We start from the raw sequence: 15597 nt of genomic DNA, 5'->3' as shown, positions 1-15597 counted from the left end.
TTGGCTATCGTTGATCCGTACACGGCGCACGCAGCGACGCTTCAACTATTACAAAGCCCAAGCGGAGTACCACAGATGGCGTTTTTCACCGCAGCCAGCAAAGCCGACTTCCAGCACCAACTGCAAGCGGCCCTGGCGCAGCACATCAGCGAACAGTCCCTGCCACAAGTCGCGCTGTTCGCCGAGCAGTTCTTCGGCATCATCTCTCTGGACGAACTCACCCAACGCAGGCTTTCCGACCTGGCCGGCTGCACCCTGTCAGCCTGGCGCATCATCGAGCGTTTCGACCCCGAATACCCGCAAGTGCGGGTGTACAACCCCGATTACGAACGCAATGGCTGGCAATCGACCCACACCGTGGTCGAAGTGCTGCACCACGACCTGCCGTTCCTGGTCGACTCGGTACGCACCGAGCTCAACCGCCGCGGCTACAGCATCCACACCTTGCAGACCACCGTGCTCAGCGTCCGCCGCGGCGCCAAGGGCGAGCTGCTGGAGCTGCTGCCCAAGGGCACCCAGGGCGAGGGCGTACGCCATGAGTCGCTGATGTACCTGGAGATCGACCGTTGCGCCAACGCCGCCGAGCTGACGGTGCTGGCCCGCGAGATCGAGCAGGTGCTGGCCGAGGTGCGAGTGGTAGTTGCCGACTTCGAACCGATGAAGGCCAAACTGCGTGAAGTGGTGGCGGAGGTGGAACAGACCGCCTTTGGCCCGGCGCAGCACGAAAAGGGCGAGGTCAAGGCTTTCCTCGAGTGGCTGCTGGACAACCACTTCACCTTCCTGGGCTATGAAGAATTCACCGTCAAGGGTGACGCCGATGGCGGCCAGATGGTCTACGACGAGCAGTCGTTCCTCGGCCTGCCCCGCCGCCTGCGTGTGGGCCTGACGAGCGACGAGCTGCGCATCGAAGACTACGCCGTGGCTTACCTCAACGAGCCGCTGCTGCTGTCGTTCGCCAAGGCCGCGCTGCCCAGCCGCGTACACCGTCCGGCCTACCCGGACTATGTGTCGATCCGCCAGCTGAATGCCGACGGCAAGGTGATCAAGGAGCACCGCTTCATGGGCCTGTACACTTCGTCGGTGTACGGCGAAAGCGTGCATGCCATCCCTTATATCCGTGAGAAAGTCACCGAAGTCGAGCGCCGCTCGGGCTTCGATCCCAAGGCCCACCTGGGCAAGGAACTGGCCCAGGTGCTGGAAGTGCTGCCGCGCGACGACCTGTTCCAGACCCCGGTCGACGAGCTGTTCAGCACTGTCATGTCGATCGTGCAGATCCAGGAACGCAACAAGATCCGCGTGTTCCTGCGCAAGGACCCGTACGGCCGCTTCTGCTACTGCCTGGCCTATGTACCGCGGGAGATCTACTCCACCGAAGTGCGGCAGAAGATCCAGCAGGTACTGATGGAGCGCCTGAAGGCCAGCGACTGCGAGTTCTGGACCTTCTTCTCCGAATCGGTGTTGGCCCGCGTGCAGCTGATTCTGCGGGTAGACCCGAAAAATCGCATCGACATCGACCCACAGCAGCTGGAACGCGAAGTGATCCAGGCCTGCCGCTCGTGGAATGACGACTACTCGGCGCTGGTGATCGAGAACTTCGGCGAAGCCCAGGGCACCAACATCCTCGCCGACTTCCCCAAAGGTTTCCCGGCCGGTTACCGCGAGCGCTTCGCCGCGCACTCGGCGGTGGTCGACCTGCAGCACGTGCTGAACCTGTCGGAAAGCAAGCCGCTGGCGATGAGCTTCTACCAGCCGCTGACCCAGGTCGGCGAGCGCATCCTGCACTGCAAGCTGTACCACGCCGACACGCCGCTGGCGCTGTCCGACGTGTTGCCGATCCTGGAGAACCTCGGCCTGCGCGTGCTCGGCGAGTTCCCGTACCGCTTGCGCCATGCCTCTGGCCGCGAATACTGGATCCATGACTTTGCCTTCACCTACAGCGAAGGCCTGAGCCTGGACATCCAGCAGCTCAACGACATCCTGCAGGACGCCTTCATCCATATTGTCCGTGGCGATGCCGAGAACGACGCCTTCAACCGCCTGGTGCTGACCGCCGGCCTGCCATGGCGCGACGTGGCGCTGTTGCGCGCCTATGCCCGTTACCTGAAGCAGATCCGCCTGGGCTTCGACCTGGGCTACATCGCCAGCACCCTGAACAACCACACCGACATCGCTCGCGAGCTGACCCGGTTGTTCAAGACCCGCTTCTACCTGGCGCGCAAGCTCACCCAGGACGACCTGGATGACAAGCAACTGCGTCTGGAGCAAGCCATCCTGACCGCGCTGGACGATGTGCAGGTACTGAACGAAGACCGCATCCTGCGACGCTACCTGGACCTGATCAAGGCCACCCTGCGCACCAACTTCTACCAGCCGGACGCCAACGGCCACAACAAGTCGTACTTCAGCTTCAAGTTCAACCCCAAACTGATCCCCGAACTGCCCAAACCTGTGCCCAAGTTCGAGATCTTCGTCTACTCGCCACGGGTCGAGGGCGTGCACCTGCGCTTTGGCAACGTCGCCCGCGGCGGCCTGCGCTGGTCCGACCGTGAGGAAGACTTCCGCACCGAGGTGCTGGGCCTGGTAAAAGCCCAGCAGGTGAAGAACTCGGTAATCGTGCCGGTCGGCGCCAAGGGCGGCTTCCTGCCGCGTCGTCTGCCGCTGGGCGGCAGCCGTGACGAGATCGCCGCCGAAGGCGTGGCGTGCTATCGCATCTTCATCTCCGGTCTGCTCGACATCACCGACAACCTCAAGGACGGCGGCGTGGTGCCGCCGGCCAACGTGGTGCGCCATGACGATGACGATCCGTACCTGGTGGTGGCGGCCGACAAAGGCACCGCGACTTTCTCCGATATCGCCAACGGCATCGCCATCGACTACGGTTTCTGGTTGGGTGACGCCTTTGCCTCGGGCGGCTCGGCCGGTTACGACCACAAGAAGATGGGCATTACGGCGCGCGGCGCCTGGGTGGGCGTGCAGCGCCACTTCCGCGAGCGCGGCATCAACGTGCAGGAAGACCCGATCACCGTGATCGGTATCGGCGACATGGCTGGCGACGTGTTCGGCAACGGCCTGCTGATGTCCGACAAGCTGCAACTGGTGGCGGCGTTCAACCACCTGCACATCTTCATCGACCCGAACCCGGAGCCTGCGTCCAGCTTTGCCGAGCGCAAGCGCCTGTTCGACCTGCCGCGTTCGGCCTGGAGCGACTACGACACAAGCATCATGTCCGAAGGCGGCGGGATCTTCCCGCGCAGTGCCAAGAGCATCACCATCAGCCCGCAGATGAAAGAGCGTTTCGCCATCGAAGCTGATCGCCTGACCCCGACCGAGCTGCTCAACGCGCTGCTCAAGGCACCGGTAGACCTGCTGTGGAACGGTGGTATCGGCACCTACGTGAAGGCCAGCACCGAAAGCCACGCCGATGTCGGCGACAAGGCCAACGACGCGCTGCGGGTCAATGGCAACGAGCTGCGCTGCAAGGTAGTGGGCGAGGGTGGCAACCTGGGCATGACCCAGCTTGGCCGGGTCGAGTTCGGCCTGCACGGCGGCGCCACCAACACCGACTTCATCGACAACGCCGGTGGTGTGGACTGCTCCGACCATGAGGTCAACATCAAGATCCTGCTCAATGAAGTGGTGCAGGGTGGCGACATGACCGAGAAGCAGCGCAACCAGCTGCTGGGCAGCATGACCGACGAAGTGGCCGGCCTGGTGCTGGGCAACAATTACAAGCAGACCCAGGCGCTGTCGCTGGCGGCCCGCCGTGCCCGCGAGCGGATTGCCGAGTACAAGCGCCTGATGGCCGACCTGGAAGCCCGTGGCAAGCTGGACCGTGCCATCGAGTTCCTGCCGTCCGAAGAGCAGTTGGCCGAGCGCCTGGCCGCCGGCCAGGGCCTGACCCGCGCCGAGTTGTCGGTGCTGATCTCGTACAGCAAGATCGACCTCAAGGAACAGTTGCTCAAGTCGCTGGTACCGGACGACGATTACCTGACCCGTGACATGGAAACCGCTTTCCCGCCGTCGCTGGTCAGCAAGTTCGCCGAGTCCATGCGCCGCCACCGCCTGAAGCGCGAAATCGTCAGCACCCAGATCGCCAACGACCTGGTCAACAACATGGGCATCACCTTCGTCCAGCGCCTGAAGGAGTCGACCGGCATGAGCCCGGCCAACGTGGCCGGGGCCTATGTGATCGTGCGCGACATCTTCCACCTGCCGCACTGGTTCCGCCAGATCGAGGCACTGGACTACCAGGTGCCGGCGGAAATCCAGCTGACCCTCATGGACGAGTTGATGCGCCTGGGCCGCCGTGCCACCCGCTGGTTCCTGCGCAGCCGTCGTAACGAGCAGGACGCCGGGCGCGACACCGCGCACTTCGGGCCGAAGATCGCGCAACTGGGGCTCAAGCTCGACGAGTTGCTCGAAGGCCCGACCCGCGAGCGCTGGATGGTGCGCTACCAGGGCTTCGTCGAGGCCGGTGTACCGGAGTTGCTGGCGCGCATGGTGGCTGGCACCACACACCTGTATACCCTGCTGCCGATCATCGAGGCATCGGATGTTACCGGCCATGACCCGGCGCAGGTGGCCAAGGCGTTCTTCGCCGTGGGCAGCGCGCTGGACCTGACCTGGTACTTGCAGGAGATCAGCAACCTGCCGGTGGAAAACAACTGGCAGGCACTGGCCCGCGAGGCGTTCCGTGACGACATCGACCTGCAGCAGCGGGCGATCACCATCTCGGTACTGCAGATGGCCGATGCGCCGGAAGACATGGACGCCCGCGTGGCGCTGTGGGCCGAGCAGCATCGGGGGATGGTGGAGCGCTGGCGTGCCATGCTGGATGACCTGCGCAATGCCACCGGCACCGACTATGCGATGTACGCGGTGGCCAACCGCGAACTGGTCGACCTGGCCATGAGCGGGCAGGCGGCGGTGGTGCCGTCCTGAGCCCAAGGTGAGTAAAACAAAGCCCCGGCAGCGATGCCGGGGCTTTTTTTGTATTCCTGAGCTGGCCCTTTCGCGGGTAAACCCGCTCCCACAGGAGCATCACAAGGCTTGAGGGCAGTGAGGTCCCTGTGGGAGCGGGTTTACCCGCGAAGAGGCCGGTGCAGGCTTACTTGAACCTGCGCTCCACGCCTTTCTCGACCAGAATCTTCGCCGATATCTCTTCCACCGAAAAATGCGTGGAATTGATGTTGGGAATGTTCTCCCGGCGGAACAGGCTTTCCACCTCGCGCACTTCGAACTCGCACTGGGCAAAGCTGGAATAGCGGCTGTTGGGCTTGCGTTCGTGGCGGATGGCGGTGAGACGGTCGGGGTCGATGGTCAGGCCGAACAGCTTGTTGTGGTGCTTTTTCAGCACCGCGGGCAGCTGCAGGCGCTCCATGTCGTCCTCGGTCAGCGGGTAGTTGGCGGCGCGGATGCCGAATTGCATGGCCATGTACAGGCAGGTGGGGGTCTTGCCGCAGCGCGATACCCCGACCAGGATCAGGTCGGCCTTGTCGTAATAGTGGGTGCGCGCGCCATCGTCGTTGTCGAGGGCGAAATTCACCGCCTCGATGCGTTCCATGTAGTTGGAATTGCCGCCAATAGAGTGCGACTTGCCGACCGAATACGACGAATGGGCGGTCAATTCCTGTTCCAGCGGGGACAAAAACGAAGAAAAGATGTCGATCATGAAGCCATTCGAAGTAGCCAGGATCTCACGGATGTCCTGATTGACGATGGTGTCGAAGATGATCGGGCGTACGCCATCACGCTCGGCCGCAGCGTTGATTTGCTGGACCATGGTCCGCGCCTTTTCCGGCGAATCGATGTAGGGACGGGTGAATTTACTGAATGGAATGCTCTCGAATTGAGCGAGCAGACTCTGGCCCAGGGTTTCGGCGGTAATGCCGGTGCCGTCGGAGATGAAGAACGCGGTTCGTTTCATTTGCGATCTGGGCCTTAAGCTGATGACGTTTCTTGGATATGATAAGTTCGGTTTGCCGAATGCGGCTGTCGGCATTCTCACTTATTTTCCAGGTACAGGCCACAAGCGCCCGGCCAAGTCAACGAAGGCAGGCGGGCGCCCCTGAGCTTTTCCAATACAGTTAGTGGAGAGATCACCTTGTACTCTCCAGCTCGTGGCGCTTCCCGAGTATACGGGGCTTCGGCATCCAGCTCAATCCCACGTCTAACACTTTTCTAACATGGTTCTAACACCTCCAGCGCCCGCCATTTAATGGGTCGTTACCACTCCACCATTAAATGGCCTGCAAGGCATCTCTTAGTTCTCCATCAGGGTCTTAGTGGTCTCATTAGGTAGGTCCACTTGAGTCTCGCCTAAGTGTAACTTTTGGTGCGCATAAAGAGCCTTTAAGAATCTGGTAGAAAAATCTGAGAGACCATCTCACTGTAACTACCGCAGCATTACCCCCGTATACCCCTCACGCGCTCACATACAGGCGCATTAAGGACCCCAGGGGTCACTATACGCACACGCTAAGGCCCTGGAGGCCCCGGAATCACTGGGTTTCTAACAGGTTCTAACACTGGGTAGACCTATGGATACTCACGGGCTGTAGGCCACCTGGAGAGCCCAGGGGAGGGCATTAGGGCTCACTCTTCGATCATCCAGGTCTCTGTGTCTGTCCCTATCTGTAAGCGCTCCCTAAGTTCTCCTCCTGGTCTCTCCCTGGGAATACATGAGGCGCTATCCCTACTCAGTAGGACCACACTTTGAGCACATGGAATTCTTTTTGAAAAACTTGTTGACTTAAACTCTATGGTTGATACGATGAGCCAACTCCAGACAGAGACGCTCTTAAAGAACTCTGAAAGGACTCGCTCTTTAACAACTACAAAGCAACGCAATAGAACGTAACGACAGTGATTCAAGTCGTGAGCCTGTGCCATTAGGCGTCTGCGGGCTCACCGCTGGATTCACTAACGAAACGTAACGCAAAGGAATACAACGCAATGACTCAATTCAATGAAATGCAAGTGGCTCGCTTCACCGCTGGTTACCTGGAGGCTGCTCTATGGGCTTCCTCGGACACTCACCCTGAGACCCAGGAGCACGTCTGTCTGGATGACTACCAGTGGGCTCCAGGTGAGGCCGCCAAGGCCTGCAAGGATGTCCAGGACTTTATGGAGTATGCCGGCGAGCAACTCCTGGAGTACGCCAAGGTGCGTGTATGTCCCAATGAGGACGTATGGGAGTGCGCCGGGCATGACTTCTGGTTGACCCGTGGTGGCCATGGATCTGGCTTCTGGGATCGTGGCCTGGGCGAGCTGGGTGAAAAGCTCACGGCTGCCACTAAGACCTTCGGCTGCCTGGACCTGTACCTGGGAGAGGATGAGCTGGTCTATGTAGCCTGAGTGCCACAAGTCGAGCACCTATAGCCTGGGTGCTCCGCTGGTAACACTCAATGAAACGCAACGACAACGTAAAGCAACGTAAAGGAATCACCATAATGCAAGCCATCATCACCAAATACTTCGGGCCTACCAATTTCCGAGGCTCCCGCGTGGTCGCTAAGTGCGAAGCGGGCTCTATCGCCGTGCCTTACGACGATGCCCTCAATAGCGAGGACAACCACAAGGCAGCCGCTCGGGCTCTGGCTGACAAGCTGGGCTGGAAACCGAACGGCACCAATCGCTACGCCAAGTTCGTCTCCGGTGGCCTGCCTAATGGCAAGGGCTACGCTCACGTCTTCGTTAACGAGTGATTCAATTAGAGCCCATGGGTTAGCTCGTGGGCTCTGGTGGAATCACACCTCAATGAAACGTAAAGCAAGGTAACGATAATGACTAACGCAATGACTCTCCAAGAACGCCACGCTATCCTTGACGCCCGTATTGACGCATTGTCGCTGGACTATGTGATTAAGCTGGTGGAGTCCGAGTTGGGCCGCTGGGTACTGAATCCAGAGTTGGCTCGCATGGCCCTCAGACAGATGCACCCAGATGACCAGGAGCGCCTCCTGGCTCCGGCCACCATCACCATCTCTAAGCTCCGTGTGGCAGACCTCAAGGGCCTGCAGCCTCACCGTGAGCAAGCCCAGGCGCGTGACTACTCGACCTCTGAACACTTCGTCCAGGTGACACACAGGGGCCAGACCTATCGGTTCGGTCTCTTCGATTGCTGGCGTGGTCCGTACTGGATGCACGATCTGGCGTCTGGCTCCGTTTTCACTGGCGACCTGCAGGCCTGTAAGGACTTCGCCAAGCTGTGCACTGAATGTGTCCTGGAAGGCGAGGCGTGAGTCATGTTCGCCATCCATGCGCGGTACATGCCGCAGACCAGGACTAAGGGTGCCCGGCTGAAGCTGGCCGGTGCTGTCACCGAGCGGGTCTTCCAGTACGACGAGAAGTTGTCCCTGGATGAGAACCTCAAGAATGCCTTCCGTATCTATGCGTCCCTCGAATGCTGGGTCGGTGCCTGGTCCTATGGCCAGCTACCGGATGGCTCGTGGGTCGCTACCTGTGCCACCTTCGAGCGCGACACCTTCAGCGTAGGGCAGGCAACCATGGCGGAGAGGCTCCATCAGGTCTGGACGCGGGAGCTATGACAGGCCCGTGGCTGCGCCTGCCTGATTACCTGAAGGTGGTCACGACAGACGGTCTCAAGTGGGCGCAGATCCTGGCGACATACTCAGTGGCCATTGATGGGGAGCTGATGGACTTCACGCTCCACAAGCATCACAAGGACGCTCGCCTAATGGTCACTGAGTTTCGCACGGGCTCGTCTATCGGGTGGCTCAAGGGTGCCTGGCAGACTGACCGCAAGATAACCGACAGGTACGCGACTCAGGATCTCCGGCGCTTCCTCCAGGAGCATGTGGAGGCGAAGAGGCGACAAGTCTCTGACGCCAGAATCCGCTCTACCATAGCGAAACGGCAGGGTGTCAACCACTTGTCGGGTCGGTAGTGCACTTTCATTTAACCAGTTGCAAGCCGCCCCGCGCTGCGTAGAATCAGGCGCCGGGGCTCACCCGCAGAACACGCAAAGAGCCTCAGACTGCAATGGGACTCTTTGCAGGTTGTGTGCAAGAACGCAACGCAACGTAAACGAACGGAAACAACGAGCATGACGCACGTACTTTTAAAGGCCGGCACGGCCATCCCCTCAAAGGACAAGCTCCATCCCGAGCTGCGTCCACACATGCCCGCCATCGAGCGCCTCGCTAAGCTGTCTGAGGATCAACACGGGCTCACCTGGGACAAGCTCCTAAGCGGGCCTCCTGTCCATCACAGCGACCTTGAAGAGCTCAATCGCTCGGTATTTGAGCACGGCCGCTCAGACCGCGCTGGGCGTTACTCCTCTGGCGTCTACTCGATTCCCTTCCTGCACCCCGAATACGTGGATGACCTGCTGACAGAGATCGCGGCGATGTCCTTCGAGGTCAATGCAGACGAGGAGGCCGAGGTCCAGATCCCAGAGGTCACACTACAAGACCGCTGCCCGTCTCTTCACGCCGCCCTGGCGTCTCTGTTCATGCACGTTGTGGGACCACTGGCCAAGATCCTTTATCAGTTGGACCCGAAGTTCATCCAGTCCATCCAGTTCGCTCAGTACCGCCCGCAGGAGGTCGCAAAGGGGCATTGGCACCACGACCAGGATTCAGACATCACTCTGGTGGTTGCCCTATCGGACGATCATAAGGGTGGGGGCACGATGGTTAAGCCGCAGGGCTTTGGGGAGCCTTTCGAGGTCCCACAGTTGCCCTTGGGCCACGCGATGCTATTCCAGGGGTCGAGGACCCTTCACTATGGAATGCCAGTAACGGAAGGTGCTCGAAACCTTCTGGTCTTCTGGAGCACCTTGAGGAAGTAGAGCGTTAGTCTTCTTCGTCCTCGAAGCCTTCGTCCAGGTACAGCTCATCTATAGCGTCCTCATCGGACACCAAGAAATCTGCCTCCAGGGATGGAGTGAAGACAGCATCGAATGCCCGCAGCGCAGTGTTAAGGGTCTCATCCGTGACCTTAGCCTGGAGTAGGGTATTGCCTTGCTGGTTTGCCATCTGGATCTCACTACTGAGTTGAACGTCATGAACGCAACGGAATGGAATGCTCCCTCCGCCAGATCCCTGGCACGGGTCATCAACGAGACTGTGCTCGTGGATTCGCAAATTGCGCGCTTAAACGTGGAATTGCGCAAAACCTACCAGCGCGGAAAGCTCTCGTCAATAAATCCCATAGATTTAGCTGCCGAACGGCGGAATACTCTGCAGTGTCTCAAGCGTCTGCGGGTTCGAAAGCAAGCTCTAATTGCCGCACTCAAACAGAACGCCTCTCGTTCCTGGACGGAGCGTGGAGACTTCACCCTTCTCATGGCTACAGGAGTTTACATCCCATGCGCACACAAGCAGTCCGCTCAATTAAATTCTATGTGAAAGCCCCGTCGATTGGGACGGATGGGCAAATCAGCTACAAGTCCATGTCTACGTTCTTCAGCGTCGGGCATGAGTACGACAAGGCCACAGTGGAGGGGATCATCATGATCCTTGATGACTCCCTCCTGGAGGTGGCCCTGAAGAGCTCGGCAGGAACCAAACGCTTCGTTTATCAGATGGCGGACATCCTCGGCCGTATTGAGGTGACTGAGTAGTGGATGACTCAGGTGGCACCTCATGTAAGAGGTCTTCAGTATACTGGTTGGACATACAGTATTCAAGCTATACTGCCCTGGCTTCCCGGTGGCACACAACGATAGGACTTTCTACCCAGCGGCTGAGAAGGCCACTCCCTATGTCCTGCGGGGCATGGGGTAAGACCTCATTAGGCGGTGGAAGAAGGAGGACAGGTGCCCTCTGCAGGAGCACGTCTCTGGGATCAACATGCGCTGGACATAGCGGGCTTTTGCGTGGGCAAGGACCAAGCTGGACGGGCATTTTACCGGGAGACGACTGCCGCAGCGGTGAGTGAGCGCCTGGCCCAGATTTAAAAGCCCTCACTACTTAGAGAGACCTTTCCGGATCCTCTCAGTCCTCCCTGGTGGTCCAGGTGGGTCCTCTAAGTTCAACGCAAAGGAACGTTGCAGTAAATGAGTGTCCTTCTCCCTGAGCAACAAGATTTCTCCGACATCAAGCATTCCCCAAAAGCCTTCGAGACCCTCTCCAGGTTGTACGGGGAGGACCTGGCGGCCCTTCAGCTCTCCCTTGAGCATGAGGCATACGTCCTGGGTGAAGAGAGGTTCCGTAAGGGCCTGGAGGCTGCCATGGCCTCGGGCGAATATGCAGACACCACAACCGCTAAGCCAGTCCTGGAGGCACTGGTCCCTATGTTCGTCGCTCGGTACAACGAGTGGCTCGAACACCAGAACACTAAGGTCCGGCGCAAGCATGTGGCCATCGACAAGTTCCGCGTACTGAAACCCGAGGTGGCCGCGATTGTTACGATCAAGCGCACCCTCGGGATTCTTGCGTCTACCTCAGGCACTCACACCGTCCAGCGCGTGGCTATCTCCATTGGCCAGTCCATTGAAGACGAGCTGCGCTTTGGTCGTATCCGTGAGCAAGAGGCCCAGCACTTCAAGCGAGTCATCCGGCCAGCCCTGGATCGCCGCAATGGCCACCTTTATAAGAAGGAGTTCATGAAGGCGGTGGAGACCAACATGGCCACGGACGGCCAGCTCGACACCTGGCTCCCTTGGGAGGTCAACCGGGCCGACATCGGCAAGGATGAGCATTTCCAGGTGGGGATCAAACTCATGGAGATCCTTATCGAGTCCTCGGGCTTGATCGAGGTGGTCCGCGAGAACGCCGGGCACGCAGCAAGTGACTGTGAGGCTGTCCACCTGCATCCAGCGTGGGCCGAGAAGCTCTCGCAGCGCGCCTTCAGCCTGGCCGGCATCGCCCCAGTCCATCAGCCGTGTGTCGTCCCTCCTAAAAAGTGGGTCGGTGTGCGGGGCGGTGGGTACTGGGCACAGGGCCGTAAGCCTGTAAGTCTCATCCGGGTCCGCACCAAGCGAGCTCTGGACCGCTACCGGGATGTCCACATGCCGGAGGTGGTGAAGGCCGTTAACCTGGCCCAGGAGTCTGCCTGGTCGGTGAACCTCAAGGTCCTGGAGGTGGCCAACGCGCTGTCCGAATGGCAAAACGTACCCATTGATGACTTCCCGGCTCTGGCCAAGGAAGAGCTCCCCATGCGCCCGGAGGACATCGATGAGAACGAGGCGAGCCTGAAGGTCTGGAAGAAGGACGCCACCAAGGTCTACCGCCGCGAGAAGGCGCGTTCATCTCGCAGGCTGCGGCTGGAGTTCACCCTGGCCCAGGCCAACAAGTTCTCGGAGTATGAGGCCATCTGGTTCCCCTACAACATGGACTGGCGCGGCCGGGTCTATGCCCTCCCGATGTTCAACCCGCAAGGGAACGATATGACGAAGGGACTCCTGCAGGCTGCCCACGGGGAGCCTATCGGAGCTGAAGGGAAAATGTGGTTGGCTATCCATGGGGCTAACACGGCCGGCGTGGACAAGGTGGGCTTTGCAGAGCGCCTGAAGTGGGTCGAGGACAACCAGGAGCTAATCCTGGCGTGTGCTGCAGATCCCCTCACTAATACGGAATGGATGTCCATGGACTCTCCGTTCTGTTTCCTGGCGTTCTGCTTTGAGTGGGCAGGAGTCCAGGAGCACGGCGAAGCGTGGGTATCGCGACTACCTATTGCTTTCGACGGCTCCTGTTCCGGTATTCAGCACTTCTCCGCAATGCTCCGCGACGAGCGTGGTGGCCGTGCTGTAAACCTCCTCCCATCCACCGAAGTCCAGGACATTTACCGTCTCGTGGCCCACGAAGTCATCCTGCGGATGCAAGTGGACATGGAGCACGGCACTGAGGACCAGGTGGAATTGGTCACGGACGAGAAGACCGGAGAGATCCGGGAGGTCCGCACCATTGGCACCCGAACGCTTGCGAAAGGCTGGGATACCTACGGTGTGACCCGCTCGACCACTAAACGTTCCGTGATGACGCTGCCTTACGGATCAAAGGAGTTCGGCTTCGCTGACCAGCTCATGGTGGACATCATCCGTCCAGCCATCGACAGAGGGCAGGGCCACATGTTCACTCACCCGGACCAGTTTGCTCGCTATCTGGCGAAACACATCTGGGATTCTGTGAGTGTCGTAGTGGTTGCCTCCGTCGAGGCCATGGAGTGGCTCCAGCGCGCCGCCAAGCTGATGGCCAGCACCGTCAAGGACAAGAAGACCAAAGAGGTCCTCAAGCCCTGCATGGCGGTCCACTGGATTACCCCGGACGGCTTCCCGGTCTGGCAGGAGTACTTCACTCCGGTCAAGCGCCGGGTGGACCTGATGTTCCTGGGTAGCCACAGGATGCAGGCCACGGTCAACGTCCGGGACTCTGAAGAGATGGACCCGAGGAAGATGGAGAGCGGGGTGTCCCCGAACTTTGTCCATTCCCAGGATGGTTCTCACCTCCGGAAGACCGTGGTGAAAGCCCGTGAAGCCTACAGCATCGAGTTCTTCGCCTTGATCCATGACTCCTTCGGGACTATCCCAGCGAAAGCCGGGGGCATGTTCCGGGCAGTTCGGGAGACCATGGTGGAAACCTACGAAAACAACGATGTCCTGGCGGACTTCCGTGAGCAATTCATGGACCAGCTCCATGAATCCCAGCTCGACAAGATGCCGCCGCTCCCAGCCTCTGGGTCCCTGGATCTCCAGGAAATCCTCAAGTCTGAGTTTGCTTTCGCTTAAAAACCCTCACTCTTAGTGACACCCACAACCTCCCTTTGAGCCCGCCACTGCGCGGGCTTCTTTTTGCCTGAAGGAAACCAATCGAATGCAAAGCAACCACGTCGAGCGTCTGTCTCGTCCGACCACCCGTGCCCGCAATCCTGAGGAGCTCGAAGCGCTGCGCCAACGCAAAGGCAAGCGCAACAAGACCTCCCGAGGGGAGCGCCATGAATGGGTTGGCTGAGGGACTTCTTCACCTGGCCTGAGCCTGGCCCAGTCCTACGGGCGGACCACCCGGTCTACGGGATCCATCCTCGGGGCATGCGCACCCTGGCCACTCTGCAGCTCCCCACGAACGAGTGGGATCTCCTGGTGGACCACAACGGCAAGTACCTCCGCATTGATCGGGTCCAGCGCGGCTACATGCTCTTCAGCGAAGACCTGGCCCTACTGGTCGCCTACTGCGGGGAGCCAGTGACCGCCGCTTCGGAGCTCTCCAAGGCGCCGACGATCTCCTGCGACATCGCTTTGAAAACCATCGAATTTCTAAAGGAAACCATTTAATGGCAGCACAATCCGTAATCCTCGAAACCAATCCAGCCGGTCCTGTGGACTTCTCCGAGAACGCCATCCGTAAAGTCTTCGAGACTACCGGGTGGGTCATCGCGGACACCAAGGAAGATGGCGTCCAGTTGAACCTGGTGGTAACCGAGGATCGCGCTGTCCAGTTCCTCTCCCGAGCTGGTAAGTTCCTCCCAGGGATGCAGGCCGGATACAACCGCGACCTTAACGGTCATGGCCGCTTTGCTGACCTCCTCCTGGATGACCAGTGCATCTACCCGAACGGCTTCATGCTGCAGGCGGAGATTGTGGTCCCTGGACAACCTGCCGAGTTCACTGCCGGCCTCCTGCGCCGCGCCACCGCCAAGCCTGGCAAGCCACTCCTGGAGCTGGCCGACATCGAAGGTCACGTCTTTGGTGTGGCTCCACTGGATGCCATCCGCGAAGGCCGTGACCTCGAAGTCACCCACGGCATCATGAAGGTCCACTCGGAGCTCATGGTCGCCCTGCTGCAGAAGCACGTCCCACAGATCAAGTGGAAGATGGTCGAGAGCCTCGATGTCTTCACTTACGAGGGCCTGGCGACTCTCTTCGAGACCCGTCGAGCCGAAGGTAAGGAAGGCTTGGTCGTTAAAGATCCGAATGCCACCTGGAAGCGCGGCAAGAAGGTTGGCCAGTGGAAGATGAAGCCGGAAGACACCATCGATGGCACGGTCTGCGGTCTGGTATGGGGCACTCCCTGCCTGGCCAACGAGGGCAAGGTGATCGGCTTCGAGGTTCTGCTGGAGGATGGCCATGTGGTCAATGCCTGCGGAATCACCAAAGAGCAGATGACCGAATTTACCGACCTTGTAGCAGAGCACTACGGTGTTTCCGTGGACGAGCTGATGCACGCAAGTGGGTCGGACTTCGGCAATACGGCGGGAGAAAACCCATTCTACGGTTGGTCCGTAGAGGTCTCCTTCATGGAGCGCTTCGAGGACGGATCCCTGCGCCACCCTTCGTTCAACCGCTGGCGGGGCATCTCGTCTCCTGAGGTGAAGGAATGAGTGCCATTATCGGCGCGGCAGTGGGAGCCTCCATCGGGGCTTCCATGAGTCACTCCAGTGGCTCGGCCAGTGACCAGGAGCTATCCATCATCTTCCTGGTAGTCCTCTGGATCCTCCTTTGGATCTACTGCTGGGCGACCCGGAATGACTACCTGAATCACTGGGGCTATCTGGGCATCCGGCCATCTAAGCCCATCACCTGGTGGCCGAAGACGGTCATCCACTACGTGAGCTTTGGGCTGGCCATCGGCTTGCTCATCCTGGGCGTCATCGCCTCGATCTACACACTGGTAAACTCCTCCTGGTAGACGTTCT

At 59.7% G+C, this 15597-nt stretch carries 14 protein-coding genes; 12 read left to right on the top strand and 2 right to left on the bottom strand.

Annotated features, from left to right (window positions below):
• The first annotated feature begins 75 nt into the window (after positions 1-75).
• Positions 76-4941 (top strand): NAD-glutamate dehydrogenase, encoded by a 4866-nt coding sequence (locus CAY82_RS17615; protein ID WP_087502375.1) that lies wholly within the window; start codon positions 76-78, stop codon positions 4939-4941.
• A gap of 166 nt (positions 4942-5107) precedes the next feature.
• Here CAY82_RS17615 and CAY82_RS17610 read toward each other — a convergent pair whose 3' ends face one another.
• Entirely contained in the window at positions 5108-5926 is an 819-nt protein-coding gene (locus CAY82_RS17610) for a pyruvate, water dikinase regulatory protein (RefSeq protein ID WP_063913850.1), read from the bottom strand.
• Between the two features lie 1028 nt (positions 5927-6954).
• Between CAY82_RS17610 and CAY82_RS17605 the strand changes: the two genes are divergently transcribed.
• The 5 genes from CAY82_RS17605 to CAY82_RS17580 all read left to right on the top strand — a co-directional run bounded on the left by CAY82_RS17605 (position 6955) and on the right by CAY82_RS17580 (position 9814).
• Positions 6955-7356 (top strand): hypothetical protein, encoded by a 402-nt coding sequence (locus CAY82_RS17605; protein ID WP_087502374.1) that lies wholly within the window; start codon positions 6955-6957, stop codon positions 7354-7356.
• Positions 7357-7406: 50 nt separating this feature from the next.
• Positions 7407-7706 (top strand): hypothetical protein, encoded by a 300-nt coding sequence (locus tag CAY82_RS17600; protein WP_140399119.1) that lies wholly within the window; start codon positions 7407-7409, stop codon positions 7704-7706.
• Positions 7707-7784: 78 nt separating this feature from the next.
• Entirely contained in the window at positions 7785-8243 is a 459-nt protein-coding gene (locus tag CAY82_RS17595) for a hypothetical protein (protein ID WP_087502372.1), read from the top strand.
• A gap of 3 nt (positions 8244-8246) precedes the next feature.
• Positions 8247-8549 (top strand): hypothetical protein, encoded by a 303-nt coding sequence (locus CAY82_RS17590; RefSeq protein WP_087502371.1) that lies wholly within the window; start codon positions 8247-8249, stop codon positions 8547-8549.
• Between the two features lie 518 nt (positions 8550-9067).
• Complete coding sequence (locus tag CAY82_RS17580) at positions 9068-9814, top strand: hypothetical protein (protein WP_087502369.1); 747 nt, start codon at positions 9068-9070, stop codon at positions 9812-9814.
• Positions 9815-9818: 4 nt separating this feature from the next.
• Here CAY82_RS17580 and CAY82_RS17575 read toward each other — a convergent pair whose 3' ends face one another.
• The gene (locus CAY82_RS17575; protein WP_087502368.1) at positions 9819-10001 is read right to left on the bottom strand and encodes a hypothetical protein; all 183 of its coding nucleotides are present in this window, start codon (positions 9999-10001) and stop codon (positions 9819-9821) included.
• Between the two features lie 332 nt (positions 10002-10333).
• Between CAY82_RS17575 and CAY82_RS17570 the strand changes: the two genes are divergently transcribed.
• The 6 genes from CAY82_RS17570 to CAY82_RS17550 all read left to right on the top strand — a co-directional run bounded on the left by CAY82_RS17570 (position 10334) and on the right by CAY82_RS17550 (position 15590).
• Entirely contained in the window at positions 10334-10588 is a 255-nt protein-coding gene (locus tag CAY82_RS17570; protein ID WP_087502367.1) for a hypothetical protein, read from the top strand.
• Between the two features lie 435 nt (positions 10589-11023).
• Positions 11024-13693, top strand: coding sequence for a DNA-directed RNA polymerase (locus CAY82_RS17565; protein WP_087502366.1), 2670 nt, complete (start codon positions 11024-11026; stop codon positions 13691-13693).
• 85 nt (positions 13694-13778) lie between these two features.
• A complete protein-coding gene (locus tag CAY82_RS26735; RefSeq protein WP_170931096.1) occupies positions 13779-13916 on the top strand; it encodes a hypothetical protein in 138 nt (45 codons plus the stop codon).
• A 77-nt stretch (positions 13917-13993) separates the two neighbouring features.
• Entirely contained in the window at positions 13994-14236 is a 243-nt protein-coding gene (locus CAY82_RS17560) for a hypothetical protein (protein ID WP_140399118.1), read from the top strand.
• Positions 14236-15282 carry a hypothetical protein gene (locus CAY82_RS17555; RefSeq protein ID WP_087502364.1) on the top strand — a complete coding sequence of 349 codons (1047 nt, stop codon included), beginning with the start codon at positions 14236-14238 and terminating at the stop codon, positions 15280-15282. The genes CAY82_RS17560 and CAY82_RS17555 overlap by 1 nt, the downstream gene beginning before the upstream one ends.
• Before the next feature lie 44 nt (positions 15283-15326).
• Positions 15327-15590 carry a hypothetical protein gene (locus tag CAY82_RS17550; RefSeq protein WP_140399117.1) on the top strand — a complete coding sequence of 88 codons (264 nt, stop codon included), beginning with the start codon at positions 15327-15329 and terminating at the stop codon, positions 15588-15590.
• Positions 15591-15597 lie beyond the last annotated feature (7 nt).

Source organism: Pseudomonas sp. SID14000 (genome assembly GCF_002165135.1).
In the GTDB taxonomy this organism is placed as follows: domain Bacteria; phylum Pseudomonadota; class Gammaproteobacteria; order Pseudomonadales; family Pseudomonadaceae; genus Aquipseudomonas.
Note: the sequence above shows the minus strand (reverse complement) of the source record. Positions and strands in the feature narration are given on the sequence as shown.